We start from the raw sequence: 26,190 nt of genomic DNA on the forward strand, positions 1-26,190 counted from the left end.
CCGCAGAATGGCGCCATGAGCCTTGTTCAACCACGTCCGATCAGCGCCCCTGACCTACAGCTTTGGCTTCAGGGAGATGCGCCTTCACCACAGGTTGTGGATGTGCGAGAAGCTCAAGAATTGATGATGGCCAAATTTCCCAACGACGTGCTGCACTTACCCCTAAGTGCGTCGTCTGAATGGATCGAAACACTGCAATCACGGCTTGCACCCGACCAACCCGTCGTGGTGCTTTGTCATGCCGGTGTGCGCAGCCATCACTTCGGTCTATGGCTCCTCGATCAAGCCTGGGGCCTAGAGGTTTGGAACCTAGAGGGGGGAATCGACGCCTGGAGCACCCAGGTGGATGACACCGTGCCCCGCTACTGATGAAGCCCTTATCGCGTCGTCAAGAGCAAGTTCTACAGGCCACGGTGCATCACTACGTCGACACGATGGAGCCGGTGGGAAGCCGAACGCTGGTGCAACGCTTCTCGATGCCCGCCAGCTCAGCCACCATTCGCTCAGCGATGGGTGCCTTGGAACAACGTGGACTCCTCACCCAACCCCACACGTCCTCTGGCCGGATTCCAAGCGCCCTGGGATATCGCCATTACGTGGACTGCCTCCTTCCTGAACCTGCAGCCACCGTCTTGCACTTGGAGCGAGAGCTCACAGGACTCAGCCTTGGCTGGGCAGCCCTTGATGATCTGCTCCTGCAGCTCGCACGCCGACTGACTGATTTCACCGGTTTGATGAGCCTCATCACCCGACCAACGCGGACACAACCTCAGCTCGCAGCGATTCGACTCGTGCAAAGCGGCGAACGGTTGCTGGTCATGCTGGTGGAGAACAGTGGTCATGCCAGTCATCTGAACTTGCGGTTACCGCATGCAACGAGCGATGAGCTGGACGCGATAGAACGCTGGGCCGAACAGCAATTACGAGGAGGAGCCCTGAACTGGGAGAAATTGCCCACCCAACTCCAACGGAGTGGGGATGTGCTGCGTCATGCCCTCGAACATCCATCGATCTCTGCCGAACCGACAACGCTGGTTCATGGTTTATCGCGACTGGTTGCCGAACCAGAATTCCAAAGCGCCCAAGATCTTGGCCCCTTGCTTCAGCTGATCGATGATGAACCCATGGCCCTGATTAGCCCTGGGGCTGAAGCGCGAGTGTTAATCGGCCAAGAGCATCCCCAATCAGCGCTGGAGGCGTGCTCAGTGGTGCAGGCTCCCTACCGATGTGGGCAAGAGGGGACAGGCCACATCGCTCTCATCGGACCCATGCGAATGGCTTACGCCACGGCGTGTTCCGCTGTTGAACGTGTTGCCCGCCACCTAGAGCTACTGCTCAGCTAACGGGCGACTTAACCACTCAGAGCTTGTCGCCAAGCTTCTCAGCGACTGTGTTGACATCTTTGTCGCCACGTCCCGAGCAGTTGATCACCACTTCACAGCCCTGGGGAAGGGTGGGGCAAAGCTGCTCCAACCAAGCAAAGGCATGGGCTGTTTCAAGGGCCGGAATAATCCCCTCCAACTCACTCACCAAGCGCAATCCATCCAGGGCCTGTTCGTCGGTGACTGCTGCGTATTCAGCCCGGCCAATCTCCTTGAGATAGCTGTGCTCAGGGCCAACACCGGGATAGTCCAAACCAGCACTTATGGAATGGGCTTCTTGCACCTGACCATCACTGTCTTGCAACAGCAAGCTCATTGCACCATGCAACACACCGGCGCGGCCTTCGGTGATGGTGGCGGCATGGCGAGGGGTATTCACACCGTCACCAGCGGCCTCTACACCAATCAGACGAACCGAGGTGTCTTGCACAAAGGGATGGAACAGCCCCATCGCGTTCGAGCCCCCTCCCACACAGGCCATCAACACATCTGGCAGGCGGCCAAAGGCTTCCTCACACTGCTGTTTCGCTTCCTGACCGATCACCGCGTGAAAATCGCGCACCAACATCGGGTAGGGGTGCGGACCAGCAACAGAACCGAGGATGTAGTGAGTGGTTTCCACATTCGTCACCCAGTCGCGAATCGCCTCGCTGGTGGCGTCCTTCAACGTGGCTGAGCCAGCTGTGACCGGTGCCACCGTGGCGCCAAGAAGACGCATACGGAACACATTGAGGGCTTGTCGGCGCATGTCCTCCGCGCCCATATAAATCACACAATCGAGGCCAAATCGGGCACAGACGGTTGCTGTGGCAACACCATGCTGACCAGCCCCGGTTTCAGCAATGATTCGTTTTTTGCCCATCCGCAGGGCCAAAAGCGCCTGGCCGAGAGCATTGTTGATTTTGTGAGCGCCGGTGTGGTTTAGATCCTCACGCTTCAGCCAAATGCGCGGGCCACCATCGTCTCGGCGGTAATGAGCCGTGAGTCGCTCGGCTTCATAGAGGGGAGTGGCCCGACCGACGTAGGTCTTGAGGAGATGGTTGAGTCGCCCCGTAAACGCTGGATCTGCCCAGGCTTGAGCTGCCGATTGCTCCAACTCCGCCAACGCTGGCATGAGAGTTTCTGGAACGTACTGGCCACCGAAGCGTCCGAAACGTCCATGGGCACCTGGACGGGCCGACGGTTGAAGGCTGGAGGGATCCGGTTGGGAGGCTTTCGGCAGAGTGCTGGTCACGGATCCAGATCGAAGCGTTAAGCCAGCGTAAGCAGGCAAACACGCGATGACGTGGCTCTCAAACTTTGATTCGTAGATCTGAAGCTCGATAGGGGGGCTCAACGCTGTTGAAGGTGAAGCCCACCAGGGCACTGACGTTCGTCATTGAGAATGGAGCGACGTAGCGAACAGCGGGTGATGCCGAAGGGCAGCTGGCAGGAATTCAGCAGCGCCGACAGTCTGCAAAGGCCCAAGGGGCCGGCAGCGGCGCCAACTCCGAAGGCGGATCAGATGGTGCGAGTCCAGCCCACCCGTGGAGGGAAAGGGGGGAAAACGGTGACGGTGATTCGTGGCTTGGAACTCGAACCAGATGGCTTCAAGGCTTTGCTGAAAAAACTGAAGAGCCGTATCGGCAGCGGGGGCACCACCAAAGACGGCGTGATCGAACTGCAGGGAGACCAAGTGGATTTGAGCCTGACCCTGCTCACGCAAGAGGGCTACCGACCAAAACGTGCGGGCGGTTAAGGAACAGCATTCACTTGGGTGAGAATGACTGCCTTCTTGCCCTTTGTTATGACCGCGTCCACACCCAAGGCCACCAACATCGTCTGGCATGAGGCCTCAGTCGATCGGGCCGCCAGGGCAGACAAACGCGGACATCGCAGCGCCATTCTTTGGTTCACCGGGCTCTCTGGCTCTGGCAAAAGCACCCTGGCCAATGCCGTCAATGCCGCCTTATTTGAGCGCGGGCTGGCCACCTACGTATTAGACGGAGACAACGTTCGCCATGGCCTCTGCAAAGACTTGGGCTTCTCCGACGCCGACCGTGAAGAAAATATCCGTCGCATCGGCGAAGTCGCGAAATTATTCCTCGATGCAGGCGTCATCGTGCTCACCGCCTTTGTATCGCCGTTTCGGGCCGACCGAGACAAAGCACGGGACCTCGTGGAGGCCGGCGATTTTTTCGAGATTTTCTGCGCGGCGGATCTAGAGGTTTGCGAATCCCGTGATCCCAAGGGTCTGTATGCGAAGGCCCGCTCAGGTGCCATCAAAGAATTCACAGGCATTTCAAGCCCCTATGAGGCTCCTGATACCCCGGAACTAAAGATCGACACCGGTGCTCAAGAGCTGGCTCAATCGGTTGAGGTGGTGATTAAGGCTCTACAGGACAAGGGAGTGATTCCGGCTGCTTGACCTCCGGCGAACCCAAATCCGAGCGTGCTGCGTCGGCCAGCGTTTTGATACAGCTGGCCACCGGCACCGCCAACAGCAACCCCAGCAGTTCTCCCAAGCCAAGAAGTCCAGCCAATCGGGCACCGACAGGGAGAGCAATCAGAAGCCAGGCTGGTTGCAAGCCCACGATGCTGCCCATCAAACGGGGCTGAATCACCTGATCCACGATTTGGCCTACCGCAATGGCGGCGGCGAGGAGCTCCAAGCCCGTCCGGGGATCCTGCACCCCAAGGATGGCGCTCACAAACACAATCGTTAGGGCACTGGCATAGGGAATAAGGGTGCTGAAGCCGATCAACACGGCGAACAACACTCCATAGGGAATCTCCAAAACGGTGAACACCAATAGCTGGCCCCCGCTGAGGATCAAAGCCAAGACCACCTGACCGGCGAAATACCCGCGAAACGTCCGACCCAGCGTGGTGGTCACCAGCTCCCGCCATCGAGCTGGCAACCATTGGGCGAGACCAGCCGTGATCGAGTCGGCCCCTAAAAGCAGGAACACCGCCAAAACCAACACGATCACGGTGTTGATCGACGTGCCAACGGTGGCCCCAAGGATGCTGAGCAAGCGTTGGCTGAGCTGGGTCGCCACCCGACTGATTTGAGAGACCAAGTCACTGCTGAGATCAGCAAAGTCTGCAGGGAGCCCATGGGCAATCGCCCATGCCTGACCATGGTTAATGCCCTGTTCAGCGGCTGTGAGTAACGACGGTGCAGCACTGATCAATTGGCTGAGCTGCACAACTAACAAAGGCAACAGCTCAACAACCGCGAAGCCAAGCAATCCCGCAGTGAGCAAGACCACCACAGTGATTGCCGGTAAGCGCGGCAGTCCACGGCCCATCAGCCAACGGCAGGGGATGTCCAACAAAAAGGCGATCAACGCTGCCGTAATAAACAGGCCCGGGAATGGAGCGAACTGCACCAGCACCCGTTTCAACACAAACACGTTCAACCCGATCACGGGAAGCACCAAACCAATCCGAAACCAGGCGGGCCATGCGTTCACTTAGCGGGTCTCTCCGGGGAGCGAAGCGCTGGAGGCAAGAGCAACGTATTGACACCAAAAACCCAGCCAAGCGGCAATCCCGAGCAACTTGAACCCCTCTTCAGTGAGTTGAACCGTTGTAGGGGGGAAGGGCAAATAGTTCTGCAGCGCATCGATCAACACGGAAGAACCCAGAAGCAGCACCGACAACAAAAATGAGTCCCCTCCAAACCGTCGTAAGGGTTTGCGGAAGCAAACCAACAGCAACACGCTGAACACGGTGTAGGTGATGTAAAGCGTTGCCTCCCCGAGATAGCGGTCATGGACGAGAAACATGTCGTCCAAGCACAACCAAAGCGAAAAGCCACCCCCGCAAAAAGCAAATTGCCTCCAAGCGATAGGACCTCTTATTTGGCCCGAACCCGCCGCAAACAATGCAATCGCAGCCGCTGCCATCCAGAGCAAATAACCGACGCTGGAGATAAAACCCAAGCCCAAGGGCGCGTCGCATGTTTGAGCCAAATCACGCACGACGAGTTGAAGGTCGATTCCTTCAGCCGAACTCCAAACCAGAGAAATGGCGTAGAGGACCGCTGCAGGGACCAGCGTCCACCGAATCGTGGAGCGGAGGGTGGACATCACGATTGAGCGCTGCATCAGCTCATTTGCTCCAAATAAGCGCTGCTACCCAGATCGAGAAGGCGCGCGTCTTTTTCCACCACTCCATCGTGCAGGCTGCTGCGGTAGTCCGCTAGCCGTTGCGTCAGGTCGTTATCGGAGGTGGCCAAAATCTGAGCCGCCAACAAACCTGCATTGAGGCCCCCTCCAATCGCCACCGTGGCCACAGGGATACCGGCGGGCATCTGCACGATCGAATGGAGTGAATCCACCCCAGACAAAGCACGGCTCTGCACTGGAACCCCGATGACAGGAAGGGTCGTGAGAGCCGCCACCATGCCGGGGAGATGCGCAGCACCACCGGCACCGGCCACGATGACGCGGAAGCCACGCCCATGGGCTTGCTCTGCGAAAGCCACCATTTCCAAAGGGGTGCGATGGGCTGACAACACCCGAACCTCGACCGTGACGCCAAGCTGCCGCAAGATCGCTGCTGCAGGTTCCATCGTTGGCAGATCGGAATCGCTGCCCATCACCACGGCAACACTGGCAGAAAGAGAGGGTGCTGTCACGTCAGATTCCGGCGAGACTGCCATCGTCTCCCCCACCGGCCTGCAGCGCCAGCCCTGATGCGACGGATCACCAATGTGCGCCTGCCCGCACCCTTGGGCGGTGCAACCAAACAACGCCATTGGCTGAGCCTCAGCGTTGATGACACGATCACTGGAATCGGCCGGATGGGACCGAACGACAGCCCAAGCGACAAGGCACGTCCTGACACGGACGCCGAAAACTGGAACGGCGACTGGATTAGCCCTCGCGCAATCGATCTGCAAATCAATGGCGGCTTGGGCTTGGCCTTCCCCGAACTGACACCCAGCGACCTACCGCGACTCGTGGAACTGCTGGATTTGCTATGGAGCGATGGCGTCGAAGCGATTGCGCCAACGTTGGTGACGTGCGGAATTGAGCCCCTTCGTAATGCCCTGGCCGTTTTACGAGAGGCCAGGACGCAGCATTGCGCTGGCCGCTGTCAGCTTTTGGGGGCCCACCTTGAAGGTCCATTTCTGGCGGAATCACGCCGGGGCGCCCATCCCCGGGAGCACCTGGCCAGCCCAACCCTGACGGCCCTGGAGGCACGCATCAACGGCTTCGAATCCGAGATTGCCCTGATGACCCTGGCCCCAGAACTGGTGGGGGCCGATGCAGTGATTCAGCGGCTGAAGGATTTGGGAATCATGGTGGCCCTCGGGCACAGCGCCGCCAACGCCAACACCGCTGGCCAAGCGTTCGAGAGAGGGGTGGGCATGCTGACCCACGCCTTCAATGCCATGCCAGGACTCCATCACCGCGCGCCAGGACCGATCGGCGAAGCCTGTCGAAACGGCCACATCGCCCTAGGACTGATTGCTGATGGCGTGCATGTCGACCCCACCATGGCGGTGTTGCTTCAACGGCTGGCCCCAAGCCAAATCGTGTTGGTGAGCGATGCCCTAGCGCCCTACGGGCTCGCCGATGGCACACACCGCTGGGATGAACGAACCCTGCTGGTGAAGAACGGCACCTGCCGCCTCGAGGACGGAACCCTGGCGGGGGTGACCTTGCCACAACTCGAGGGAGTGAAGCGCCTTGCCCGCTGGAGCAAGGACGGATCAGCCGCCATCTGGAGTGCCACGGTGGCCCCCCGCGGCCTCATCAACGGCCCTAACGGGGTCGTCGACGCTTTGATCGGGAAACCCCTTTCAGCACTTCTGCGCTGGCATCAACCCGAGCAAGGAGACCTTGACTGGACCTGCGCTGCTTAGGATCCCGCGGATAACGACCTTTCACCAATGGCCTCCGATTCACTGCTGACGCAGATCCAGGCCGAAAAGGACGAAGTGAAGGGATACTTCGAAACGACTGGCTTTGATCGCTGGAACCGCATCTACAGCGAAAGCGACGAGGTGAACAAAGTGCAGCGCAACATCCGTATCGGTCATCAAAAAACCGTGGATGAAGTGGTGAGCTGGATCCAAGAGAGCGGCGCCGTGCACAACGTGAGCTTCTGCGATGCCGGTTGTGGAGTCGGCAGCCTCAGCCTGCCGTTGGCGGCGATGGGGGCAGGATCCGTCCATGCGAGCGATATTTCCGCCGCCATGGTTCAAGAAGCAGAGCGTCGCGCCCGCGAAGCCGGCCTCGACATGGGCAAGCTGAATTTCTCAGCCAGTGATCTGGAGAGCCTCCAAGGCTCCTTTCACACTGTCTGCTGCCTGGATGTCTTCATCCATTACCCCCAGCCAGCGGCGGAGGCGATGGTGAAGCATCTCTGTGGACTAACTCAAGAGCGATTGATCGTGAGCTTCGCGCCATACACGCCCCTCCTGGCTCTGCTCAAAGGGATCGGCCAACTGTTCCCAGGCCCCAGCAAAACCACGCGCGCTTACACACTGAAGGAAACCGGGATCGTGAAAGCTGCAGAAGACTGCGGCTTCAAGCTGGTGCGGCGCAGCCTTAACAAGGCACCTTTTTACTTCTCTCGTTTAATCGAATTCAACAAGATATAGATCACCTGATTTCATCATTTCTAAACAATAAATATCTCCTTTTCTTTTAGTAAGCAAAGCTTGCAAAGTTTCTAACCGCAAACTTGTTGGTTAAAAGTCGAATTCTTTCGGCAGGGGAGCCGTAAACGACAACCCTGCCGCAGTTAGTGCGTTTAACCGCCAGGAATGCAAGCCATATCCACCATCCCCAGGGGTTGCTGTCTCAGAAATCTTGCGATTGAGCAGGTACAGCGGATCTCCCAATAAAGGACTGCCCAACTGGGCCAAATGAATCCGGATCTGATGGGGCCGCCCCGTGCGGATTGTCACCTCGAGACGATCTCCAGCAGCGCAACGGTCCAACAAGCGCACCGTGGAGTGAGCCGTGAGCCGCTTCCTTGTCGGCTCCTGGTCCAAAGGTTCTGGTCCCCAAATCCAACCCAGCAACGGATGCTGGCGTTCCACCACATCAGTGCTCACCACCAAGCTTTGGCCGGGCTCCAACCCCTCCACCCGACGCGCCCACGCCTGATAGATCTTCTGACAACGACTTTCTGGCCGGAACTGTTTCGACAACGCTGCCCGGGTTGCTGCCGTCCTGGCACAAACCTGTAAGCCCGACGTGAACCGACCCAGCCGATGCACGGGTTTAGCCCCAGTCGATGCGAGCAATGCGGTGAGTGTGTGCTCCAAAAAGCCGCCACCAGGCATCACCGGCAACCCCGATGGCTTGTTGATCACCAACAAATCACCATCGTCATGAATGGTGTCCCATTGATCCGGAATGGCCTCCTCAAGCCAAGGTGGCCTCTGCCAACAGATGTCATCTCCACTGGTCAGCTGCATATCTCCAGCCAACGGCTCACCGTTGCGATGCATTTCCCCGGCTGCAATCCGCTCCAACCAAACGGCCGCTGCTGAGTGCTGATGGCGGTTCGCCATCCACTGGCTTAACCATGCACCTTCGCCATGGGACTGCACACGATCGTGATGGGCCCAACCTGCATTGAATGCCGCCGGCCTCCAGCCCTGCTTCGAGCAGGCAACCCCATCCACCATCAAGTCACCAGCCGGTGTTCCAAGGCGTAGCGCACCAGTTCCGTGCGACTGGACGTGCCCGTCTTGTTGAACAAACGGCTGACGTACTTCTCGACATTGCGGATCGACGTTTCCAGCTGACGGGCGATCTCCTTGTTCATCAAGCCCTCCGCCACCAACTGCAGCACGCTTGCTTCCCGCGGCGTGAAGCTGTGCGCCACCGGATCCTTGGAAGGCAAGGCCTCAGCTTGGGCCAACAAAGAGCGAATCTCTGTGATCTGCTTGGCCATCTGCCCCATATCCGTATCCGCGAAGCGCGCTGCCTCCTGCAAAAGCCGCTGCTGGCGTTGCGCCACATTGCGCACCCGCGCCACCAGCTCATCGGGATCGAACGGCTTCGGGATGTAGTCGTCCACCCCAGCCATGTAGCCCTGGGTGCGATCAGCCGTCATGCCTTTCGCCGTTAAGAAAATCACGGGGGTGCCGCCGAGCCGTTCGTCGTCTCGCAATTTCTTCAATAGGCCGTAACCATCCAGCCGAGGCATCATCACGTCGCTAATCACCACATCGGGCAACATCTGCTGCGCCTTCGTGAATCCTTCCTCCCCATCCACCGCGGTGGTGACATCAAAACCCTCATCCTCGAGGTATGCCTGGACCGCCGTGCGCAACCCGGGCTCGTCGTCTACCAGAAGCAACCTTGGCGCCGGGGGCGGTGCTTCTTGCTCTTCACTAGGGGGGGTTTGGGCGTCGCTCATGGCTGGAGTCGCTCTCCCATCAATGTATGGAGGTTGCGCTTAGGGGGCCAGTGCGGGTAACTGCTCCTGGCGTTCGGAGAGCAGCGTGGAAAAGCCCAATTCCAGGGCTTTTTCACGCAAGGTTGCAGGGTCGGTTCCCGCGACCTCCGGTACACACGCGGCCCACCACACCAGATGATCTTCTCGATTGCCCTCCAAGATCGGCCCACCGGGATTCAAATGCCGAACGAACACCGCCGAAAGCGTTCGCTTCACCCGGAGTGGGTTATCAACCCCGCAATCCACTGACTCCACATAAACATTCAGGTCGGACGGCGATTCTTCCCAAAGGCTGTAGCTGCGCAAGGTTCCGCCGCCCCCTACGGACTTGATCCCATAGATGCCAATGATGCGAGGCCCTCCAGCATCCGGCTCCTCCATCAGCACCTGCAGATCCTTGGGTCGTGAATTTTTCATCTGTTCCAGCACCTCCTTACGGCTGATCGCCTCTGCCGCCAATGGAGCCAGTAACAGCGCTAGCCCAAGGCCAAGGCCCAAACCCAACCGAGCCATCGGGAAACGCAGACCCATGCGAAGACGGACGACAACGCCAATCATGATCGCAATAGTTGCCATACCCAGCTGAACGGCGCGCCCCTCGCTTTTGACTTCCAAGCCACCACCCCCTGCTCAGCGGAGGTGGTGGAAGCGATGGCGCCCTATTGGAGTGACCATTGGGGCAATCCCTCGAGCCGTCAACATCGCCAGGGCCTCACCGCCTCCGCTGCCGTGGCCCTAGCGCGGCGCCAGATCGCAGAGGCCCTCGACATCGATCCCAATCGATTGATTTTTACTAGCGGCGCCACCGAAGCCAACAATTTGGCCCTGCTTGGCCATGCGCGAACCCATGGTTGCGGTCATGTGATCAGCGTGAATACGGAACACCACGCTGTGTTGGATCCCCTCGCACAACTGCAACGGGAAGGATTCCAGGTTTCGCTGCTCCAAGCCCAGTCCAATGGCTTGATCACGCCAGCCCAACTTGAGGAAGCGATCAGGCCGGACACGCGTTTGGTGAGCGTCATGGCCGCCAACAATGAAATCGGCGTCTTGCAGCCCCTGAAAGAACTCGCAGAGATCTGCCGAAATCGCGGGGTCGTCTTTCACAGCGATGCAGCGCAAGCCTTTGGACACATCCCGCTCGAACCGGACAACCTGGGGCTTGATCTCGTCAGCCTCAGCGCTCACAAGCTCTACGGCCCCAAAGGCATCGGCGCCCTGGTGATCCGCGAGGGGGTTCAGCTACAGCCCCTGCAATGGGGGGGTGGCCAGGAGGCAGGCCTTCGCGCTGGCACGCTGCCCAGCCCTTTAATCGTGGGCTTTGCCGCGGCCGTGCAAGAGGCGATGGCGGATCGAGATGAACGCCACACACGGCTTGGTGGGCTGAGGGATGAACTCTGGAACGGGCTCAACGATCAACTCCCCGCCGTGGAACGCAACGGCGCCGCAGCTCCCCGCTTAGCCAACAACCTCAACATCACTCTTCCTGGCATGAGCGGCAGCCGCCTGCATCGCAGCCTTCGGCCCCATCTCGCCTGTAGCAGCGGTTCCGCCTGCAGCAACGGCGCCCCCTCCCATGTGCTTCTGGCCATCGGACGTTCACGCGCCGATGCAGAGGCCTCCCTCCGCCTCAGCCTGGGACGTTCGACCACCGCCAACGCGGTCGAACAAGCCATCGCAAGCATCGTTGAAGCCGTGGCTGCACAACAAACCTGAGCTCCCTACGGTCCGCCCAGGCTCCTTTCACCGTCTCTCGACCATGAGCACCGAACGTGCCCAACTATCCATCGGCACTGCCATTCAGGAGGGATGGGCCGCGTTCCGCCGAGCTCCCTGGTTCTTTGTTGGTTTTGTACTCCTCACTGGCGTGCTCAGCCAGCTATTGGCGGTTCTCCCACTCCCTGGAGTGGGCAGCTTGTTGAGTGCTTTGGTGAACCTTTGGGGGGCAGTTGGTTTAATTCGCGGATCGTGGATTGCGCTCAACGGTGAGGCACCTCGGTTCCAAGACTTCATTCAGGTGAATTGGCCTGCTATTTGGCGACTGTTCAGCAGCCAAATTGTGCTCACCCTGCTGCTGGTGCCGATTGTTATCGGTTTGATGTTCGCCAGCCTCACCGCAGCCGATGCCTGGGGTTTATTGACCCCAATCGCCAACCTGGCTCTCACCGTGGACCCCACAGACCCACGGTTAATAGAGGCCTTCAGCGACATCGGGCCGCGTTTGCTGCAACAGGTGGCCACCAATCCCTTTGCGGTGGTGATTGTTGTTTTCACTGCGCTTGTAGGCCTTTATATCCAGGTGAACCAAAGCTTTCTTGGCTTCATCGCGCTCCTCGACGGTCGCGGCCCTATCGCCACCATCCGGCATGGCTTGATGGTGGTTCAGGGCCAGTGGTGGCAAGTGTTCGGCCTGTTGGTGCTGCAGGCGCTCATCTTGCTTCTAGGCGTTTTGGCCTGCTTGGTCGGCCTTGTAGCCGCAGCACCCGTATGCCTGTGCATCACCGGTGCCGCTTACCGACAACTGTTTAAAGCTGACGACCAAACGGGCCTACTCAACAACCGTTGACCCGACGCGCCAAGCGCCACTTGGCACTTCTGCTGCGGGGGTTGCGGTTCTGTTCATCGTCCGTTGCCACCGTTGGTTTGCGCGTGATGCGCTCCAGCCGCTCATCCTGCAGAAAGGCCGTTTTTACGCGCCGATCTTCGAGCGAGTGAAAACTAATCACCCCCATCACCCCTCCAGTCTCAAGCCAGTCTGGTGCCTGTTGCAGCAGGCGATCCAACACTGCGAGCTCATCGTTCACCGCAATTCGCAACGCCTGAAACGTCCGAGTGGCTGGATGAATACGACCCCGGCGCGCCTTCGGCGGGTAGCAACCGGCCACGGCGTAGGCCAACGCTGCCGTGCCCTCATAGGGGCCCTGGGCCGCCAAATCAGCCTTAATCCGTCGGGCGATTCGGCGGGATAGGCGCTCTTCCCCATAGCCATAGATCAGATCGGCCAAGGCGTTCTCCTCCAACCGGTCGATCAGCTCAGCCGCAGTTTCACCATCACTGCCTGGATTCATCCTCATATCGAGGGGGCCATCCAAACGAAAGCTGAAACCCCGCTCCGCCACATCAAGCTGTGGACTGCTCACCCCGAGGTCGGCGAGCACCATCAGCACCGGGGCGGGTGGGGTGTAGCTCGCGAAGTTGGTCGCCAAAATTTCAACGCGATCAGCAAAAGCAGCCAATCGCTCCGCCGCCGCGGCCCTGGCCGTGGGGTCTTGGTCGAGCCCGATCAAACGCAGGCCAGGGAAACGCTCCAGCAACAGGGCGCTATGGCCGCCACCCCCGAGGGTGGCATCGATCAACACGCCGTTGTGATGGGGCAAGTGCTCAGCTCCAGCCACCACGGCATCAGCCAAAACAGGTACATGGCTGAAAGGAGGCACAGGCCATCGGCAAGGACTACCTAAGATCTATACATCGATTGCACCTGGGCTCCCCATGACGCAGCTGGAAACGCGCACGGAGCCCATGGTGGTGAACTTCGGGCCCCATCACCCCTCCATGCATGGGGTGCTGAGGCTGGTGGTCACCCTGGACGGTGAAGACGTAGTGGATTGTGAGCCGGTGATCGGCTATCTCCACCGCGGTATGGAGAAGATTGCCGAGAACCGCACGAACGTGATGTTCGTGCCTTATGTGAGCCGCATGGATTACGCGGCCGGCATGTTTTACGAAGCTGTCGTCGTGAACGCGCCGGAAAAACTGGCCAACATCCCAGTTCCAAAGCGCGCCAGTTACATCCGTGTGTTGATGCTGGAGCTCAACCGGATCGCCAACCACCTGCTTTGGCTTGGGCCCTTCCTTGCAGACGTTGGCGCCCAAACACCGTTCTTCTACATCTTCCGGGAGAGGGAGATGATCTACGACCTCTGGGAAGCGGCCACAGGACAGCGGCTGATCAACAACAACTACTTCCGGATTGGTGGCGTAGCAGCAGATTTGCCCTGGGGTTGGCTTGAAAAATGCCGTGATTTCTGCGACTGGTTCGCCCCCAAGATCGACGAATACGAAAAGCTGATTACCAATAACCCGATCTTCCGCCGCCGAATCGAGGGTTTGGGCACGATCGAAACCAAAGATGCCATCAACTGGAGCCTGAGTGGTCCGATGCTGCGTGCCTCAGGCGTGCCGTGGGACCTTCGCAAAGTGGATCACTACGAGTGCTACGACGACTTCGACTGGCAAGTGGCGTGGGAGAAGGAAGGCGACTGCTTCGCGCGTTATCGGGTGCGCATCGAAGAGATGCGTCAATCGCTCAAAATTCTTCGCCAAGCCTGCGACATGATTCCTGGCGGTCCAACGGAAAATCTCGAAGCCAAGCGTCTGAATGAGGGCAAAGGCAGCGAGGCTGCTGGTTTTGACTTCCAATACGTGGCGAAAAAGGTGGCTCCCACCTTCAAGATCCCCAATGGAGAGCTCTACACAAGGCTCGAATCAGGCAAAGGCGAAATTGGCGTGTTCTTGCAGGGCAACAACGACGTCACCCCTTGGCGCTTCAAGATCCGGGCTGCCGATAGCAACAACCTCCAGATCCTTCCCCACATTCTCAAGGGACACAAGGTGGCCGACATCATGGCCATTCTTGGCTCCATCGACGTGATCATGGGATCTGTAGATCGCTGATCAACGCAGCCGGCAACGCTGCTTTCGGCTGAGCCACAGCAGAAGCACTACCAGGAATGGAGTGAACAAATCGGTGTAAAGAACCGACCCGGCATTGGATGGTGCGACATCGTTGCTGACCAATAGCGACACCACGTGGCCGACACCGTCGGCAAAAAACCAGCTGCAGTAGCCGACCATGGCTGCAAGCAGATAGTCGTGGCGGCGGTAGAAGAAGCTGGAAAGCCCCAGGATGCCAATGGTGAGATTGGCGTAAGCCACCTCATTCTGGAAAGGGCTGTTGGGCCAACCGATCTGCTCAGCAATAAACGGACCAAACGCCAGATGGCAAACAAAGCCGTACACCCCAGCAACTCCAAGAACCCAAAAGGCAATCCACAGCAACGACGCCTCGGCCCAACGTCCAACGTCCCACTGACGCCGGGTTTGTATCCAACCCAGCAGTAGGGCGATCGCCAACGTCCACACCGGGACATCAGCCAAAAGAAATCGGATCAAACGTTCCATTCCCAGCCGGCTCCAGACTCATCACACTGTTAAGACCTCAAAGCAAACCGCTCAACACTGAATCGTTTCCTTCAACAAATTCAGCGCACAGGTTTTCTGCTGCCCTCGGCGCTCACAGGAACGTTGTGGCTGAAGGGATTGCACCCTCAGCTTCCGGGGTTCAGCTGCCCGCTACGGGCCCTCACCGGCATCCCCTGCCCCACCTGCTTTCTCACCCGCGCCATCAGCACGGCCCTCACCGGAGACGTCCACAATGCCCTGCACTGGCATTTATTCGGCCCAGTGATGGCAGCGGTCTTGGTCGGTTGGTCCGTCGTTTCCATTCACCAACGGCGGCTGGTGCCCCGAGGTGTCCTTCAGGGCGCCGCAACTAGGCCAACCATCGCCCTCGGCACTGGTGCGCTGCTGGCCTACTGGCTACTGCGTCTCAGCCTCAACGCTTGGCCCTCCAGCGCCTAAATCAGCGCAAGAGCCCACGCTGATAGGCCGTGTTTTGAAGGTAAAAACTGGCCATCGGAATCACCACAAGCCCAGCAAGACCACAGGTGATCGCAGCCAACACCGCCACGACGATGGCTGCAAGCACTTCAAGCCCCACAAAACTCATGCCGTTCTCGGAGCGATACACCACCTGGAATGCTTGGGAAAACGCCTCGCCGATGCTCATCTCGGTGACAAAAATCCGGTTCACATACACCGGAGTGACAAGGGCCACCGCGAGGCCAGGAAGAATGCAGAGCAGGAAGCCAATCGTCATCACGATGGAGAAAAACAATCCCGCCAACACATAACGCCAGAACCGTTCCCTCAACAACGCCAGCGCCGCACCAATGGAGACCACCTCACCACGTTCGTAGTACACCGCAGGGATCGCCACCATCAGCACACTCAGAAGGCTGGATAGAACGGAAAAGGGAATCTGAGTGAGTTGACCCAAGATTGCGCCAAGGGAAAACGCTGAATCACTGGAACCACCCAAGCTGCCCACGGCCATCACGATCAGCATCGAAACGGCGAGGCCCAAAACAGCCAAGGCGATGCTGCCCAGCCAAATCACCAGGAGCACTGGAATGTGTTTTTGGAAGGCATCCCAAGCCTTTTGGATCGATGGCTGTTCAAAGGCGATGGATGCAGCCATGGGTCTGGGCAGATTCGGTGTCAGGGTGGCAGTCCCTCAGAGCAGCGACAACGCATCGCAATGAACGCCTACCCATGGCTGGAGATCCCCAGAACGGTGCGCTTCAGCGACACCGATGCCGCTGGGGTGATGCACTTTCAACACCTTCTGGGCTGGTGCCATCAGGCGTGGGAAGACAGCCTTGAACAGTTCGGAATTCCAGTTGGTGCCGTCTTCCCCGGTGGGCGCTCCGATCAACCCAGCGTGGCCCTACCGATCGTGCATTGCCATGCAGACTTCCGGGCCCCCATGTATGTAGGGGATGCTGCAGTGATCCACCTTTTACCCAAACGGATTGATCCCGGTTGTTTTGAAGTCGTTAGTGAGATAAGCCTCAACACTCAAAAAGTTGCAAGCGGGTGCCTACAGCACCTCGCGATTGATGCCGTAACTCGCCAACGCTGCAGCTTGCCCGAACCGATCGAACGTTGGATCGAAGCCTCAACCCTGGGCCAAATCCAACCGCTTTAACCAGTCGCGCCAGGCTTGCCGTTGCCATTTCCCAGCATCCGTCGGAGCCAACTCAGGACACAACACCCAGCGTCGAGGGCGGTCTGACGCTGGCCAATCAGCCGTCATGGCTGCCAACTGCTCCAGCACGACGGGATTGGATGCGCGCGCCAAGGTCACCAACCGCTGTCCCCATTCCGGGTCGTCCATTCCCAAAAACAAAACGGACTCAACCGGTAAACCAGCCACGCGAATCTCACGCATCAATCGATCTTCAAGCTGCTCGGGAAAAACGGTTTCACCACCACAATTCAAGGCCGTATCAAGCCTTCCACCGATCACTAATCCTCCATTGATCTGAGCCCGGTCTCCTGAACGCCACCAACCCATGGAATTCGCAACAGGCAACAACACGTCGGGCTGTTCATCACGCCATGAACCCAGTGCCAGGCGCTGGGTTCGGACCTCTAAAGCTCCATCGACTCCAAGCCGCAATTCCACATCGCACAAGGGGGCTCCGCAGGATGAATCCCCAGCCAAAAATTGTTGAGGGGAAAGCGCCGTCACCATCGCCGCCGTTTCAGTCGCCCCGTAGCAGGGTGCCAAGGGGATTCCAACAGCCCGTGCTTGCGTCGCCAGGGGCTTCGCCAACGACGCCCCGCCAACCCAAATCACCCGCATCTCGCCCAAGAATTCCCGGCCAGCTGGATCAGATAGCAACCGACCCAACTGCGTTGGCACCAACGAGAGCAAGACAGAACGATTCGACCACTCCGGCAAATCCCTGCAATGTCGGAGCAGTTCTCCAGGCTGCTTCATCAACTTGGAAGGCAAGCGGTGATGAGGCACCCCCCAGCTGCGGGCGCGCCACCAAGGCATCAGCCCACTGACGTGATGAATCGGCAAAGGATTGAGCACCAGGGACCGCTTGGGATCCATCTCGATGCCCTGCAGCCAAGTGGCCGTAGCAGCAGCGGAAGCATCGAGATGATGGCGAGGCTGCAAACACCATCGACGACCACCGCTGCTGCCTCCACTCCTCACCGCGACTCCAGGACCTGGCGGGAATAAATCCTGGGGCAGCGGCACTGGTGCATCGGCCAATGGCACCCATCGACCGGCATCCAAGGCCTGCAAGATGTGGTCGGGATCAATCACCCTGCAGCTGCCCAGACCAGCTCTGGATTGTGAGAGAACAAGGCACCTTCAGGGCACCATCCCGGCGCCAGGCCAGGGGCAGCAGGCGTTGGGCCAACCCACTGCAACGCCGCCAAATGGTGCACCCAACGGCGAGCGATCCCGGATTCGAACGCCGTACTCACCATTCGATAGGGAACTCCAGCTTGGATTTGCCGCAACAACGGCCGTGGATCGCCATCTACCGCAGGGCGCCGCACCTGCCACCCCATCCAGCTGTCACGGAGCTCGGGTCGACGCTCAAGTGATTCATCGAGGGCCACCGACCCGCGTTTGGCCAGTTGCTCGAGCCCTTCGTGGTCATCAACCGCCAATGGCTGCTCCAGCCAATCAAACCGCGACTCCTGCCGCAACCGCTCCAGCCAAACTCCTGCGGTAGAGCGGTCCCACCCGCCATTGGCATCCAACCGCAGCCTGGCGTTACGGGGAAGACGCACGAGAAGCTGCTCCAACCAACGTTGTTCACGTTCCGATGCTTCTGTAGCCACCTTCCACTTGAAGGTGAGCGAGTGGGATGACGGGCAATCCATGAGAACTTGATCCAACGCCATGAGCATCTGATCGCCCGCTGGCAGGAGGTGAGCCGGGGAAGGCGCTTCTTGCCAAGGCTGGGAGGACAAATCCCCAACGAGTCCATCCAGCTCTGCTAACGCTGAACCCAAGCCAAAGCCAAACGCCCCTGGCCCCTGATGGATCAACACCTCAAGCTGATGACGACTCACCTCTTCAGGCAGCGCTCCCATCAATATTTTGCAGTGCAACCACTGCTCCGTTCGCAACGGCGCCACCTCGCCCCAACCCACGGCTCCGGTATCGCCATCGCACAACCGCAGTAGCCAACCGCGCCGCTTGGCCACCACACCCGTGGCGGTCCGCAACGGGTGCAGGAGCGAAAAACTGAAGGAACGCACCAGAAGCTGAAGCGTCATCCCAACGGCCACAACGGTGCAAGGGCTAAGCCAAGGGCAAGCCCTAATCCATTCCAAGCCTGAAAACGCAAGGCCAAGAATTTGCTGGTGCAGGTGCGCTGCGGCTGATCGTGATAACGCCGCATCAAACGAATCAAAGCCCATCCAGCCGGCAAGCCCAAACCACTGAGCAAAGCGGTAGGAGGCCAATGGCCTAAAGCCACAGGTAACCATTCCAAGGTGAGGCTGAGGCCCACAAACCAAGGGATCAACGCTGCGGCCCGAGCCGTCCCCAGGCGCACCACCGGTGAACGCTTGCCATGGGCTGCGTCTTCCTCCACCTGATGGAAGTGGGAACAAAACAGCACCAACGAGGTGGCTAAGGCCGGCCCAGCGCCTAACTCCAATGCAGTTGTCCAAGGCACCTCCCCCGATCCGGTTGGAGCGAGTACCAACAGAGCAGCAGACGTCGCCACCGGACCGAACGCCAACCAACAGAGCGGTTCACCCAGCCCCTGGTAGCCCAAACGAAATGGCGGACCTTGGTAGACGTAGCCCAAGCCACAACTGAGCAACACCAGTAGCAACACAGCGGGATGGCTACGCCAGGCCAGCCATCCCATCAAGCTCAAACCGAGAAGTAGGGCTGCAGATGACAGCCAGGCGATGCGATCCCGACGGCCCGTGAGATTCACAACTGAATGGGGCTTGCCAACCGCATCGACACCTGTATCGGCATCAAATAAATCGTTGCTCAGGTTCTCCCAAACCAATAAAAGAATGGCGGCGAGCAGAAAACCGAAGAGCTGGTCCCACCGCAGAATTTCCTTAAAACCAAGCTGCCATCCAGCGGCCAAAAGCACCGGCATCACCGCAACCGAATACATCGGCCACTTGATCGCGGCCTTCCATAACGCCCGTCGTTGGGCGTAACGGGTTGCGACAGCCTGCGGCTCTTGCATGGACAGGACCCGTGTCAACCAGGGGGAGGGCCCATACATTTGAGCAGTACCTCGGGCCAACGACGCAACAGATGTCTGCTGATCTGAGTTTCAGCAACCTGATTGCCACCGCGCAGCGGGGCTGGCTTGAACGCCAGCACGACGACGGGCTGCTGAGCTTGGCCCTGCCTTTGGATGGCATCGATCCACTCCAGGGCCTGCCTCAACTGGCCATCGACCACGCATTCCGTGTGCTTTGGGACAGCGCGCCCGGCCTCTGCTTTGCCGCCGCCGGCCACTGCCAGCAGCTCGAATTGGCGGGTGCACGCCGCTTCGAGCTGGCCCAACGGTTCGCCGACCTGAGCCTGAGTCGGCTCACTGACACCAAGCCCGACACGCCAGCTCTCGCCCGACCCAGGGTGTTGCTGTCGTTTCAATTTTTTGATCAAACCAGTGAGCGCGACCACAACACCCACGGCTGCCCATCCGTGCAAGCCGTGTTGCCCCGCTGGCAACTCAGCCGCCAAGGACGACGGGGATGGCTTCGTCTGAACGGTGTGGTGAGCAACGCCGCCGAAGCCCGTGAACTGGCCGAGCAACTGTGGTTGAAGCACCTCGACCTGCAAAACAGAGAATCCGACCAACCCAAACCAAGCTCGGCGATTCAACTCGACACCCCCGACAGCAGCTCTTGGCAACAGCGCTACGCCAGCGCCCTGGAGCGTGGTTTGGAGTTGGTGAATGGCGGTGAACTCCACAAATTGGTTCTGGCGGTACGCCAATCCATCGATGTGGGCACAAGCTTCGATCCCTTGCCGCTCCTCACCCGCTTGCGGAGTCAACAGGCCGGCAGCTGCCGCTTTCTTTGGCAACGCAAGGCCGACGATGTGTTCTTTGGCGCTTCCCCAGAACGGCTCTTAAGCCTGCGCGGCGGTTTTCTTCGCAGCGATGCCCTGGCTGGCACCGCCGGACCAGGGGACGACGGCCAGCAATTGCTCCGCTCCGACAAAGACCGACGCGAGCATGAACTGGTGGTGGAAACCATTACCGACCAGCTACGCCAAAGCGGTCTATCTCCCTGGCGCCGGTCCCAGCCCCAGCTAGCGCGCCATGGGCGCCTCACCCATCTCCACACACCCATCACTGCCGCTGCGCAAGGGAAATCGGTACTGGCACTCGCCGAACAACTGCACCCCACCCCGGCCGTTGCCGGACTACCCCGCCGCGAAGCGATGGCCTGGTTACGAACGCTGGAGCCGTTTGAGCGGGGCAATTACGCCGCACCGATCGGCTGGATCGACAGCGCTGGAGATGCCGAACTACGGGTTGCAATCCGATGCGGCCATGCCCAAGGACGTCGTTTGGATCTCACCGCAGGGGCTGGTCTCGTCCGCGGCTCCATCGCCGAGCGGGAACTTCAAGAAGTGGGCTTAAAGCTTGCTGTTCTCGCCGATCAGCTGGTTTTGGGGTCGATGGAGCAACGCCCCCAAAACACAGGCAGTCTTAAAAAACTGCTTTAAGAGCTCGCTTCAACAAGCGGAGCTCAAAAAACAGAGTGCAACCGTTCGATCGTTTGATCGGCCAATGGTTGCTGCATGAGGCGTTCCACCTCCCGCACGCCCGTAGGACTCGTGACATTGATCTCACTCAGCATTCCAGCGATCACATCGATGCCGACAAAGAACAAGCCTTCTGCCCGAAGCGCAGGGGCTAACGCAGCACAAATCTGCCGTTCGCGATCGGTGAGTTCCGTCGCTTCCGCCTGACCACCGACGGCCAAATTGCTGCGGAACTCTCCCGCTAATGGACGACGGTTCACCGCCCCCAAAGGTTCACCATCCACCAGCAGGATCCGCTTGTCACCGTCTGTCACCGCAGGTAAAAACGCCTGGGCCATCACCGGCAATCGCTCCTGCTCCGTGACCAGCTCCAACAACGCCTTCAGACCAGGCGCTTCAGCATTCACACGGATCACACCCAAGCCAGCCCGACCGCCGAGAGGCTTGAGCACCACCTCTCCTTGCTCTTGGGCAAAGGCTTTGAGCTCTGCCACCCGTCCGGACACGGTGGTGGGAGCCATCCAACGGCAAAAGCGCAACGCACCAAGCTTTTCGTTCCATGCCCTCAGGGCACTCGGACGGTTGAGCACCCGCACCCCGGCACGTTCTGCGACCTCGAGCAAATGGGTGGCATACAAATACGCCTCATCAACGGGTGGATCTTTGCGCATCCAAATCACGTCAAAACCTGTGAGGCACTGACGTTCACTGGCACCAATCGTGATCCATGGTTCCGTGGCAACCGGGAGCGCCATCGCCAACGGTTCATCACCTCGGGCAATCAAGTCGGCAGGCGTACATGCCCACACCTCATCACCAGCCCGCTGAGCAGCCTGCATTAAGGCCGCTGACGAGTCTTTAAGCGGATTGATCTGCTGAAGCGGATCCAGCACAAACAGCTGACGCATGGATCAAGCGTTCAGAAGGGCGTCGAGCTCTCCGGCTCGCTCCAAACCATGCAATTCATCACAACCACCCACATGGGCGTCGTTGATGAAGATCTGAGGCACACTGCGGCGCCCATTGCCACGGGCAGCCATGGCATCACGCCCGGGCTCGTCGCCGTCAACGCTGATCTCCGTGTAGGCAGCACCCTTTCCATCCAGCAATGCTTTGGCACGAATGCAGAACGGACAGGTGCGCCAGGTGTAGATCTCAACCTTGGCCATAGCAAAAAAAGCACCGCTGCAGCGACTCTATGCAGCAAATGCGCTGATAGCTTCAGAGTTGATTAGGGCCGAGTCCTTGCTGGATCTCACCGACTTCAAACGCGACCTGTCTGAGCTCACTGACCGCCTGGGCCATGCCCAGGACTGTCTTTGACGTACCTGCACTGAACGCTAGGCAGCAGGATCTCGAACAGCTCGCTGCACAACCAGACTTCTGGAACGACCAGCAAAACGCCCAAAAACAAATGCGTCGCCTCGATGAGGTGAAGGCCCAACTACAGCAATTAGCCGACTGGCGCAGCGCCATTGATGACGCCAAGGCGACACTCGAGCTGTATGAGCTTGAGGCGGATGAAGAGATGCTGGGGGAAGCACAGCAGGGCCTCACGGAACTGCGTCAGGGGCTCGATCGCTGGGAACTCGAACGGTTGCTCAGCGGTGAGTACGACAAAGAAGGCGCTGTCCTCAGCATCAATGCCGGTGCCGGCGGCACCGATGCTCAAGATTGGGCCCAAATGCTGCTGCGCATGTACACCCGTTGGGCCGAAGACCACGACATGAGGGTGACCATCGACGAAATCAGCGAGGGAGAAGAAGCAGGAATTAAAAGCGCCACCATCGAAGTGGAGGGCCGCTACGCCTATGGCTACCTCCGCAACGAAAAAGGCACCCATCGATTGGTCCGGATTTCGCCGTTTAACGCCAACGACAAACGCCAAACCAGCTTCGCCGGCATTGAAGTGATGCCAAAACTTGAGGAAGACGTCGATATCGACATTCCTGACAAGGATTTAGAGGTGACCACATCGCGCTCCGGTGGTGCCGGTGGTCAGAACGTGAACAAGGTGGAAACAGCCGTTCGTATCCAACATTTACCGACTGGCCTGGCCGTGCGGTGCACGCAAGAGCGATCACAACTGCAGAACAAAGAAAAAGCCATGGCTCTGCTGAAGGCCAAATTGTTGGTGATCGCCCAAGAGCAACGGGCCGCTGAAATCGCCGACATTCGTGGCGACATCGTGGAAGCCGCCTGGGGGAACCAGATCCGTAATTACGTGTTCCATCCTTATCAAATGGTGAAAGACCTGCGCACTCAGGAGGAAACCAACGATGTGCAAGCGGTGATGGATGGCGCACTTGACCCGTTCATCGACGCCTCTCTGCGGCAGGGTGTCGACCGACCCGGCGACGATGCCGACAACTGACCACCCATGAGCACCGAGTCCAACCAGCCCACCACTCCGCCGCCCAGCTTCGTGAAACAAGCGATGCGCAACATGGTGCGCAAGGGACGTCAAAGCTTGCTTCACTTCGGCCTGACTGCCGTTGGGTTCCTGGGTTTCATCACCCTGGTGGCTTGGTTAGGCCGGCCAACCCTGCCCCAGTAGGCCATGGAGCTAGACCTCTCCCTGGATGCGAGTGGTGTCGAGATTCCGGAACCACTGAATGGGAGCTTGTTCGCTCATGACAGCTGGGTACCTGTATTGCAGCAGTGGATTGAGCTCGTCCGTTCGAATCCCGATCTGTCTTGTCCATCCGTCGTCCGACAAGCACCAGAGGTGAGCCTTGGATTGCACTTCACCAACGATGCAGGAATCGCTGAACTCAACAGCCAATGGCGGCAGAAATCAGGCCCCACCGATGTGTTGTCCTTTGCTGCACTCGACGACACACCCGACTGGCTTGAAGGCGAAGCAGTGGAACTCGGGGACATCATCGTGTCGGTTGACACGGCTCAACGACAGGCCCAAAACCACAATCACAGCTTGGGCTATGAATTGCATTGGCTGATCAGTCATGGCCTCCTCCACCTTTTGGGCTGGGACCATCCCGATGAGCGACGACTCAGTGGAATGCTTGCTCTTCAGGAGCGTCTTCTCGACAGTACGGGTAACGTTCTGCCTAAGGGCCAGCGTCCTGTGGAGATCGAGTGAGTCCTTATGCGTACACCAACGAGAAGGCCTCACTCCACCGAACCAGCACCTCGTGAGGTTGCAGTGATGGCACGTTCCCTCCGACACAGAAGTTGGCGCATCGCTGGGGATTTACCTGCCAGCTTCCGTTATGCCGCCCAGGGATTGGGCTACGCCTTCGCCACCCAACGCAACTTCCGAATCCACGTGCTGATCGGTTCGGTGGTGTTTGGGTTGGCCGGCTGGCTTCAGCTTGATCTCATCCGCTTAGCGGTACTGGTGCTGACCGTGACAGCCGTTCTGGTGTTGGAGCTCCTAAACACGGCCATGGAAGCAGTGGTCGACCTCGCCATTGGCAGGAGATACCACCCCCTCGCCCGCATTGCGAAAGACTGTGCAGCAGCTGCTGTTCTGACAGCAGCGATCAGTTCGATGCTGATCGCCACATTCCTGATTTTGCCCCCCCTAATTGTTCGATTGGGGCTCTAACTCCACCCTTTCGCCACCTCCTCGCTGATGTTGCTGGTCATTGATAACTACGACAGCTTCACCTTCAACTTGGTGCAATATCTCGGCGAACTCGCCCCGCAGCATCCAATAGCCGCAGATCTCAGGGTGGAGCGGAATGACGCCCTCAGCCTTGCGGAGATTCGTCGTCTCAATCCCGAGGCCATTCTCCTATCCCCAGGCCCTGGCGATCCAAACCAATCGGGCGTCTGCCTCGACGTTTTGAGGGATCTGTCTCCAACCACTCCCACCTTGGGAGTTTGCCTTGGCCATCAGGCCCTCGCCCAGGTGTACGGGGGAACGGTGGTGCGTGCTCCAGAACTGATGCACGGCAAAACCTCACCGGTTTTACACAACGGTGAAGGGGTGTTTGCAGGACTTCCCCAACCCCTCACAGCCACCCGCTATCACAGCCTTGTGGCAGATCGAGACAGCCTTCCAGCCTGCCTCGAGGTCACCGCATGGCTTGCCGACGGCATGGTGATGGGTTTACGCCATCGGGACTATCCCCACTTGCAGGGGGTGCAGTTCCATCCAGAAAGTGTGCTCACAGACTCTGGGCACCAGCTCCTCGCCAATTTCTTGAAGGAAGCTGCGAGTTAACGCTGTTAGCTTCAAACTCAATTTTTAAATCTTCCATGACCCTCCTGCGCTCTGCTGTGATCGCTGCCGCAGGCATGGCGCTATCTCTACAAGGGGCAGCCCATGCCGGTGGGGGGGCGACCATTACCAGCTACGGCCAGCGTGCTCTTTTGATCCAGGGCGGAGGACAGTCCGTCCTGCTGAACCCCTATCAGGCTGTTGGCTGTGCAGCAGGACTTCCAGAGCCTCGGGTGAATGCAGGAATCATTTTGGCGAGTTCTCAGCTCGCCGATGAGGGAGCAACGGGCATCGCGGGTGGCCGATATTTGGTGCAACCAGGGGCGTACCGGATCGGTGGTCTCAACCTCGAAGGCTTTGGGAGTCCGCACGACCGCATGGGTGGTCGACGCTTTGGTAATGCCACCATCTGGCGCTGGTCACAGGGGGGCTTGAACTTTGCCCATGTCGGGGCCACGGCTGGCCCAATCTCCGGTGCCGATCAGGTCCTGCTTGGCCGGCCAGATGTGCTGATCCTTGGTGTTGGCGGGGGTAGCAAAATTTTTGATGGAGATGAAGCCGCGGCCCTTGTGAACCAGCTCAACCCCAAGCGCGTGATCCCTGTGCAATATGTGATCGGCGAGCCTCCCGAGGGCTGCGATCAAGGAGGCGTGCAACCCTTCCTTGATGCCATGGCCGGCACCACCGTTCGCAAGGTGGGGCGATCCATCTCGCTTCCGGGACAGCTCGATGATTCAACGGTCGTCACCGTGATGAATTGAGTGATGGTGTAACTGCCCTTAGATCGT

At 59.0% G+C, this 26,190-nt stretch carries 33 protein-coding genes; 18 read left to right on the forward strand and 15 right to left on the reverse strand.

Annotated features, from left to right (window positions below; translation table 11 throughout):
• Positions 1–15: 15 nt before the first annotated feature.
• Together SYNCC9902_RS10620 and hrcA are read left to right on the forward strand one after the other, a co-directional pair.
• A complete protein-coding gene (locus SYNCC9902_RS10620; RefSeq protein ID WP_011360838.1) occupies positions 16–369 on the forward strand; it encodes a rhodanese-like domain-containing protein in 354 nt (117 codons plus the stop codon).
• Positions 369–1,343 carry a heat-inducible transcriptional repressor HrcA gene (gene hrcA / locus SYNCC9902_RS10625; protein WP_011360839.1) on the forward strand — a complete coding sequence of 325 codons (975 nt, stop codon included), beginning with the start codon at positions 369–371 and terminating at the stop codon, positions 1,341–1,343. The genes SYNCC9902_RS10620 and hrcA overlap by 1 nt, the downstream gene beginning before the upstream one ends.
• A gap of 16 nt (positions 1,344–1,359) precedes the next feature.
• Here the strand turns inward: hrcA and trpB are convergent, their stop codons facing one another.
• A complete protein-coding gene (gene trpB, locus SYNCC9902_RS10630; protein ID WP_011360840.1) occupies positions 1,360–2,616 on the reverse strand; it encodes a tryptophan synthase subunit beta in 1,257 nt (418 codons plus the stop codon).
• 177 nt (positions 2,617–2,793) lie between these two features.
• Between trpB and SYNCC9902_RS10635 the strand changes: the two genes are divergently transcribed.
• Together SYNCC9902_RS10635 and cysC are read left to right on the forward strand one after the other, a co-directional pair.
• The gene (locus SYNCC9902_RS10635) at positions 2,794–3,120 is read left to right on the forward strand and encodes a translation initiation factor (RefSeq protein ID WP_041425563.1); all 327 of its coding nucleotides are present in this window, start codon (positions 2,794–2,796) and stop codon (positions 3,118–3,120) included.
• 48 nt (positions 3,121–3,168) lie between these two features.
• Entirely contained in the window at positions 3,169–3,789 is a 621-nt protein-coding gene (gene cysC / locus SYNCC9902_RS10640; protein ID WP_041425207.1) for an adenylyl-sulfate kinase, read from the forward strand.
• Here the strand turns inward: cysC and SYNCC9902_RS10645 are convergent.
• From SYNCC9902_RS10645 to purE, 3 genes are read right to left on the reverse strand one after another with little or no spacing between them, the layout of a single operon-like run.
• A complete protein-coding gene (locus SYNCC9902_RS10645; protein ID WP_011360843.1) occupies positions 3,749–4,840 on the reverse strand; it encodes an AI-2E family transporter in 1,092 nt (363 codons plus the stop codon). The genes cysC and SYNCC9902_RS10645 overlap by 41 nt on opposite strands.
• Entirely contained in the window at positions 4,841–5,476 is a 636-nt protein-coding gene (locus SYNCC9902_RS10650; RefSeq protein ID WP_011360844.1) for a hypothetical protein, read from the reverse strand.
• Positions 5,476–6,033, reverse strand: coding sequence for a 5-(carboxyamino)imidazole ribonucleotide mutase (gene purE / locus SYNCC9902_RS10655; RefSeq protein ID WP_011360845.1), 558 nt, complete (start codon positions 6,031–6,033; stop codon positions 5,476–5,478). Before purE ends, SYNCC9902_RS10650 begins: the two co-directional genes overlap by 1 nt.
• Positions 6,034–6,066: 33 nt before the next feature.
• On the opposite strand from purE, the gene SYNCC9902_RS10660 reads away from it, so the two are divergent.
• Entirely contained in the window at positions 6,067–7,242 is a 1,176-nt protein-coding gene (locus SYNCC9902_RS10660; RefSeq protein WP_011360846.1) for an N-acetylglucosamine-6-phosphate deacetylase, read from the forward strand.
• 27 nt (positions 7,243–7,269) lie between these two features.
• Positions 7,270–7,983, forward strand: a complete 714-nt coding sequence (gene bchM / locus SYNCC9902_RS10665; protein ID WP_011360847.1) for a magnesium protoporphyrin IX methyltransferase — start codon at positions 7,270–7,272, stop codon at positions 7,981–7,983.
• Between the two features lie 90 nt (positions 7,984–8,073).
• Here the strand turns inward: bchM and SYNCC9902_RS10670 are convergent, their stop codons facing one another.
• Genes SYNCC9902_RS10670 through SYNCC9902_RS10680 form a run of 3 tightly spaced genes read right to left on the reverse strand, consistent with a single transcriptional unit; the run spans position 8,074 to position 10,412 of the window.
• Positions 8,074–9,021, reverse strand: coding sequence for a pseudouridine synthase (locus SYNCC9902_RS10670; RefSeq protein WP_011360848.1), 948 nt, complete (start codon positions 9,019–9,021; stop codon positions 8,074–8,076).
• The gene (locus SYNCC9902_RS10675; RefSeq protein ID WP_011360849.1) at positions 9,021–9,758 is read right to left on the reverse strand and encodes a response regulator transcription factor; all 738 of its coding nucleotides are present in this window, start codon (positions 9,756–9,758) and stop codon (positions 9,021–9,023) included. Before SYNCC9902_RS10675 ends, SYNCC9902_RS10670 begins: the two co-directional genes overlap by 1 nt.
• Positions 9,759–9,797: 39 nt before the next feature.
• Entirely contained in the window at positions 9,798–10,412 is a 615-nt protein-coding gene (locus tag SYNCC9902_RS10680; protein WP_011360850.1) for a hypothetical protein, read from the reverse strand.
• A 36-nt stretch (positions 10,413–10,448) separates the two neighbouring features.
• Here SYNCC9902_RS10680 and SYNCC9902_RS10685 point away from each other — a divergent pair, with 36 nt between their 5' ends.
• Together SYNCC9902_RS10685 and SYNCC9902_RS10690 are read left to right on the forward strand one after the other, a co-directional pair.
• The gene (locus tag SYNCC9902_RS10685) at positions 10,449–11,513 is read left to right on the forward strand and encodes a cysteine desulfurase family protein (RefSeq protein WP_011360851.1); all 1,065 of its coding nucleotides are present in this window, start codon (positions 10,449–10,451) and stop codon (positions 11,511–11,513) included.
• 43 nt (positions 11,514–11,556) lie between these two features.
• On the forward strand, positions 11,557–12,363 hold the full coding sequence (locus tag SYNCC9902_RS10690; protein WP_011360852.1) for a hypothetical protein: 807 nt from the start codon (positions 11,557–11,559) through the stop codon (positions 12,361–12,363).
• Here the strand turns inward: SYNCC9902_RS10690 and rsmH are convergent.
• Positions 12,350–13,234: a 16S rRNA (cytosine(1402)-N(4))-methyltransferase RsmH gene (gene rsmH, locus SYNCC9902_RS10695; RefSeq protein WP_011360853.1), complete on the reverse strand. Its 885-nt coding sequence runs from the start codon at positions 13,232–13,234 to the stop codon at positions 12,350–12,352. The two genes, SYNCC9902_RS10690 and rsmH, sit on opposite strands and share 14 nt — an antisense overlap.
• 55 nt (positions 13,235–13,289) lie before the next feature.
• Between rsmH and SYNCC9902_RS10700 the strand changes: the two genes are divergently transcribed.
• Complete coding sequence (locus tag SYNCC9902_RS10700) at positions 13,290–14,474, forward strand: NAD(P)H-quinone oxidoreductase subunit H (RefSeq protein WP_011360854.1); 1,185 nt, start codon at positions 13,290–13,292, stop codon at positions 14,472–14,474.
• Here SYNCC9902_RS10700 and SYNCC9902_RS12805 read toward each other — a convergent pair whose 3' ends face one another.
• Positions 14,475–14,981: a DUF6790 family protein gene (locus SYNCC9902_RS12805; protein WP_011360855.1), complete on the reverse strand. Its 507-nt coding sequence runs from the start codon at positions 14,979–14,981 to the stop codon at positions 14,475–14,477.
• Between the two features lie 123 nt (positions 14,982–15,104).
• Here SYNCC9902_RS12805 and SYNCC9902_RS10710 point away from each other — a divergent pair, with 123 nt between their 5' ends.
• Complete coding sequence (locus tag SYNCC9902_RS10710; RefSeq protein WP_011360856.1) at positions 15,105–15,440, forward strand: DUF2752 domain-containing protein; 336 nt, start codon at positions 15,105–15,107, stop codon at positions 15,438–15,440.
• Between the two features lies 1 nt (position 15,441).
• On the opposite strand, the gene SYNCC9902_RS10715 is transcribed toward SYNCC9902_RS10710, so the two are convergent.
• Positions 15,442–16,119: a hypothetical protein gene (locus SYNCC9902_RS10715; RefSeq protein WP_011360857.1), complete on the reverse strand. Its 678-nt coding sequence runs from the start codon at positions 16,117–16,119 to the stop codon at positions 15,442–15,444.
• Positions 16,120–16,179: 60 nt separating this feature from the next.
• Between SYNCC9902_RS10715 and SYNCC9902_RS10720 the strand changes: the two genes are divergently transcribed.
• Positions 16,180–16,629, forward strand: a complete 450-nt coding sequence (locus SYNCC9902_RS10720; protein WP_011360858.1) for an acyl-CoA thioesterase — start codon at positions 16,180–16,182, stop codon at positions 16,627–16,629.
• On the opposite strand, the gene SYNCC9902_RS10725 is transcribed toward SYNCC9902_RS10720, so the two are convergent.
• The 3 genes from SYNCC9902_RS10725 to menA are packed head-to-tail and all read right to left on the reverse strand — an operon-like array spanning position 16,600 to position 19,675.
• The gene (locus SYNCC9902_RS10725) at positions 16,600–17,766 is read right to left on the reverse strand and encodes an AMP-binding protein (protein ID WP_011360859.1); all 1,167 of its coding nucleotides are present in this window, start codon (positions 17,764–17,766) and stop codon (positions 16,600–16,602) included. The genes SYNCC9902_RS10720 and SYNCC9902_RS10725 overlap by 30 nt on opposite strands.
• The gene (menC, locus tag SYNCC9902_RS10730; protein WP_011360860.1) at positions 17,763–18,734 is read right to left on the reverse strand and encodes an o-succinylbenzoate synthase; all 972 of its coding nucleotides are present in this window, start codon (positions 18,732–18,734) and stop codon (positions 17,763–17,765) included. Before menC ends, SYNCC9902_RS10725 begins: the two co-directional genes overlap by 4 nt.
• Positions 18,731–19,675, reverse strand: coding sequence for a 2-carboxy-1,4-naphthoquinone phytyltransferase (gene menA, locus SYNCC9902_RS10735; protein WP_011360861.1), 945 nt, complete (start codon positions 19,673–19,675; stop codon positions 18,731–18,733). The genes menC and menA overlap by 4 nt, the downstream gene beginning before the upstream one ends.
• A 71-nt stretch (positions 19,676–19,746) precedes the next feature.
• Here menA and SYNCC9902_RS10740 point away from each other — a divergent pair, with 71 nt between their 5' ends.
• A complete protein-coding gene (locus tag SYNCC9902_RS10740) occupies positions 19,747–21,174 on the forward strand; it encodes an isochorismate synthase (protein WP_011360862.1) in 1,428 nt (475 codons plus the stop codon).
• A 23-nt stretch (positions 21,175–21,197) separates the two neighbouring features.
• Here SYNCC9902_RS10740 and gshB read toward each other — a convergent pair whose 3' ends face one another.
• Both gshB and grxC read right to left on the reverse strand, forming a co-directional pair.
• Positions 21,198–22,121, reverse strand: a complete 924-nt coding sequence (gene gshB, locus SYNCC9902_RS10745) for a glutathione synthase (RefSeq protein WP_011360863.1) — start codon at positions 22,119–22,121, stop codon at positions 21,198–21,200.
• A gap of 3 nt (positions 22,122–22,124) precedes the next feature.
• Positions 22,125–22,382: a glutaredoxin 3 gene (gene grxC, locus SYNCC9902_RS10750; protein WP_011360864.1), complete on the reverse strand. Its 258-nt coding sequence runs from the start codon at positions 22,380–22,382 to the stop codon at positions 22,125–22,127.
• 76 nt (positions 22,383–22,458) lie between these two features.
• Here grxC and prfB point away from each other — a divergent pair.
• The 6 genes from prfB (at position 22,459) to SYNCC9902_RS10775 (ending at position 26,163) form a co-directional block, all read left to right on the forward strand.
• Positions 22,459–23,587, forward strand: a protein-coding gene (prfB, locus tag SYNCC9902_RS10755; RefSeq protein ID WP_156771127.1) for a peptide chain release factor 2 whose coding sequence is annotated in 2 segments (ribosomal slippage) — positions 22,459–22,533 and positions 22,535–23,587 — 1,128 coding nt in all. Because the reading frame shifts where the segments join, the coding sequence is not laid out codon by codon here.
• Between the two features lie 6 nt (positions 23,588–23,593).
• Positions 23,594–23,770 carry a DUF3285 domain-containing protein gene (locus SYNCC9902_RS12200; RefSeq protein ID WP_009788763.1) on the forward strand — a complete coding sequence of 59 codons (177 nt, stop codon included), beginning with the start codon at positions 23,594–23,596 and terminating at the stop codon, positions 23,768–23,770.
• Positions 23,771–23,773: 3 nt separating this feature from the next.
• Positions 23,774–24,316 (forward strand): rRNA maturation RNase YbeY, encoded by a 543-nt coding sequence (gene ybeY / locus SYNCC9902_RS10760; RefSeq protein WP_011360866.1) that lies wholly within the window; start codon positions 23,774–23,776, stop codon positions 24,314–24,316.
• Between the two features lie 66 nt (positions 24,317–24,382).
• The gene (locus tag SYNCC9902_RS10765; RefSeq protein ID WP_011360867.1) at positions 24,383–24,784 is read left to right on the forward strand and encodes a diacylglycerol kinase family protein; all 402 of its coding nucleotides are present in this window, start codon (positions 24,383–24,385) and stop codon (positions 24,782–24,784) included.
• Positions 24,785–24,811: 27 nt separating this feature from the next.
• Positions 24,812–25,405, forward strand: coding sequence for an anthranilate synthase component II (locus tag SYNCC9902_RS10770; RefSeq protein WP_011360868.1), 594 nt, complete (start codon positions 24,812–24,814; stop codon positions 25,403–25,405).
• Positions 25,406–25,440: 35 nt separating this feature from the next.
• Positions 25,441–26,163 (forward strand): MBL fold metallo-hydrolase, encoded by a 723-nt coding sequence (locus tag SYNCC9902_RS10775; RefSeq protein WP_011360869.1) that lies wholly within the window; start codon positions 25,441–25,443, stop codon positions 26,161–26,163.
• The last annotated feature ends 27 nt before the right edge of the window (positions 26,164–26,190 follow it).

Origin of the sequence: Synechococcus sp. CC9902, from assembly GCF_000012505.1 — a bacterium.
Lineage (GTDB): Bacteria > Cyanobacteriota > Cyanobacteriia > PCC-6307 > Cyanobiaceae > Parasynechococcus.

Excerpts from the sequence above, each read along its gene's own strand:
- SYNCC9902_RS10620 (WP_011360838.1), top strand. The coding sequence starts at position 16 with ATGAGCCTTGTTCAACCACGTCCGATCAGCGCCCCTGACCTACAGCTT.
- hrcA (WP_011360839.1), top strand. The coding sequence starts at position 369 with ATGAAGCCCTTATCGCGTCGTCAAGAGCAAGTTCTACAGGCCACGGTG.
- SYNCC9902_RS10635 (WP_041425563.1), top strand. The coding sequence starts at position 2,794 with ATGCCGAAGGGCAGCTGGCAGGAATTCAGCAGCGCCGACAGTCTGCAA.
- cysC (WP_041425207.1), top strand. The coding sequence starts at position 3,169 with ATGACCGCGTCCACACCCAAGGCCACCAACATCGTCTGGCATGAGGCC.
- SYNCC9902_RS10650 (WP_011360844.1), bottom strand. The coding sequence starts at position 5,476 with ATGCAGCGCTCAATCGTGATGTCCACCCTCCGCTCCACGATTCGGTGG.
- purE (WP_011360845.1), bottom strand. The coding sequence starts at position 6,033 with ATGGCAGTCTCGCCGGAATCTGACGTGACAGCACCCTCTCTTTCTGCC.
- SYNCC9902_RS10660 (WP_011360846.1), top strand. The coding sequence starts at position 6,067 with ATGCGACGGATCACCAATGTGCGCCTGCCCGCACCCTTGGGCGGTGCA.
- bchM (WP_011360847.1), top strand. The coding sequence starts at position 7,270 with ATGGCCTCCGATTCACTGCTGACGCAGATCCAGGCCGAAAAGGACGAA.
- SYNCC9902_RS10670 (WP_011360848.1), bottom strand. The coding sequence starts at position 9,021 with ATGGTGGATGGGGTTGCCTGCTCGAAGCAGGGCTGGAGGCCGGCGGCA.
- SYNCC9902_RS10675 (WP_011360849.1), bottom strand. The coding sequence starts at position 9,758 with ATGAGCGACGCCCAAACCCCCCCTAGTGAAGAGCAAGAAGCACCGCCC.
- SYNCC9902_RS10685 (WP_011360851.1), top strand. The coding sequence starts at position 10,449 with ATGGCGCCCTATTGGAGTGACCATTGGGGCAATCCCTCGAGCCGTCAA.
- SYNCC9902_RS10690 (WP_011360852.1), top strand. The coding sequence starts at position 11,557 with ATGAGCACCGAACGTGCCCAACTATCCATCGGCACTGCCATTCAGGAG.
- SYNCC9902_RS10700 (WP_011360854.1), top strand. The coding sequence starts at position 13,290 with ATGACGCAGCTGGAAACGCGCACGGAGCCCATGGTGGTGAACTTCGGG.
- SYNCC9902_RS12805 (WP_011360855.1), bottom strand. The coding sequence starts at position 14,981 with ATGGAACGTTTGATCCGATTTCTTTTGGCTGATGTCCCGGTGTGGACG.
- SYNCC9902_RS10715 (WP_011360857.1), bottom strand. The coding sequence starts at position 16,119 with ATGGCTGCATCCATCGCCTTTGAACAGCCATCGATCCAAAAGGCTTGG.
- SYNCC9902_RS10720 (WP_011360858.1), top strand. The coding sequence starts at position 16,180 with ATGAACGCCTACCCATGGCTGGAGATCCCCAGAACGGTGCGCTTCAGC.
- menC (WP_011360860.1), bottom strand. The coding sequence starts at position 18,734 with ATGACGCTTCAGCTTCTGGTGCGTTCCTTCAGTTTTTCGCTCCTGCAC.
- menA (WP_011360861.1), bottom strand. The coding sequence starts at position 19,675 with ATGCAAGAGCCGCAGGCTGTCGCAACCCGTTACGCCCAACGACGGGCG.
- SYNCC9902_RS10740 (WP_011360862.1), top strand. The coding sequence starts at position 19,747 with ATGTCTGCTGATCTGAGTTTCAGCAACCTGATTGCCACCGCGCAGCGG.
- gshB (WP_011360863.1), bottom strand. The coding sequence starts at position 22,121 with ATGCGTCAGCTGTTTGTGCTGGATCCGCTTCAGCAGATCAATCCGCTT.
- grxC (WP_011360864.1), bottom strand. The coding sequence starts at position 22,382 with ATGGCCAAGGTTGAGATCTACACCTGGCGCACCTGTCCGTTCTGCATT.
- SYNCC9902_RS12200 (WP_009788763.1), top strand. The coding sequence starts at position 23,594 with ATGAGCACCGAGTCCAACCAGCCCACCACTCCGCCGCCCAGCTTCGTG.
- ybeY (WP_011360866.1), top strand. The coding sequence starts at position 23,774 with ATGGAGCTAGACCTCTCCCTGGATGCGAGTGGTGTCGAGATTCCGGAA.
- SYNCC9902_RS10765 (WP_011360867.1), top strand. The coding sequence starts at position 24,383 with ATGGCACGTTCCCTCCGACACAGAAGTTGGCGCATCGCTGGGGATTTA.
- SYNCC9902_RS10770 (WP_011360868.1), top strand. The coding sequence starts at position 24,812 with ATGTTGCTGGTCATTGATAACTACGACAGCTTCACCTTCAACTTGGTG.
- SYNCC9902_RS10775 (WP_011360869.1), top strand. The coding sequence starts at position 25,441 with ATGACCCTCCTGCGCTCTGCTGTGATCGCTGCCGCAGGCATGGCGCTA.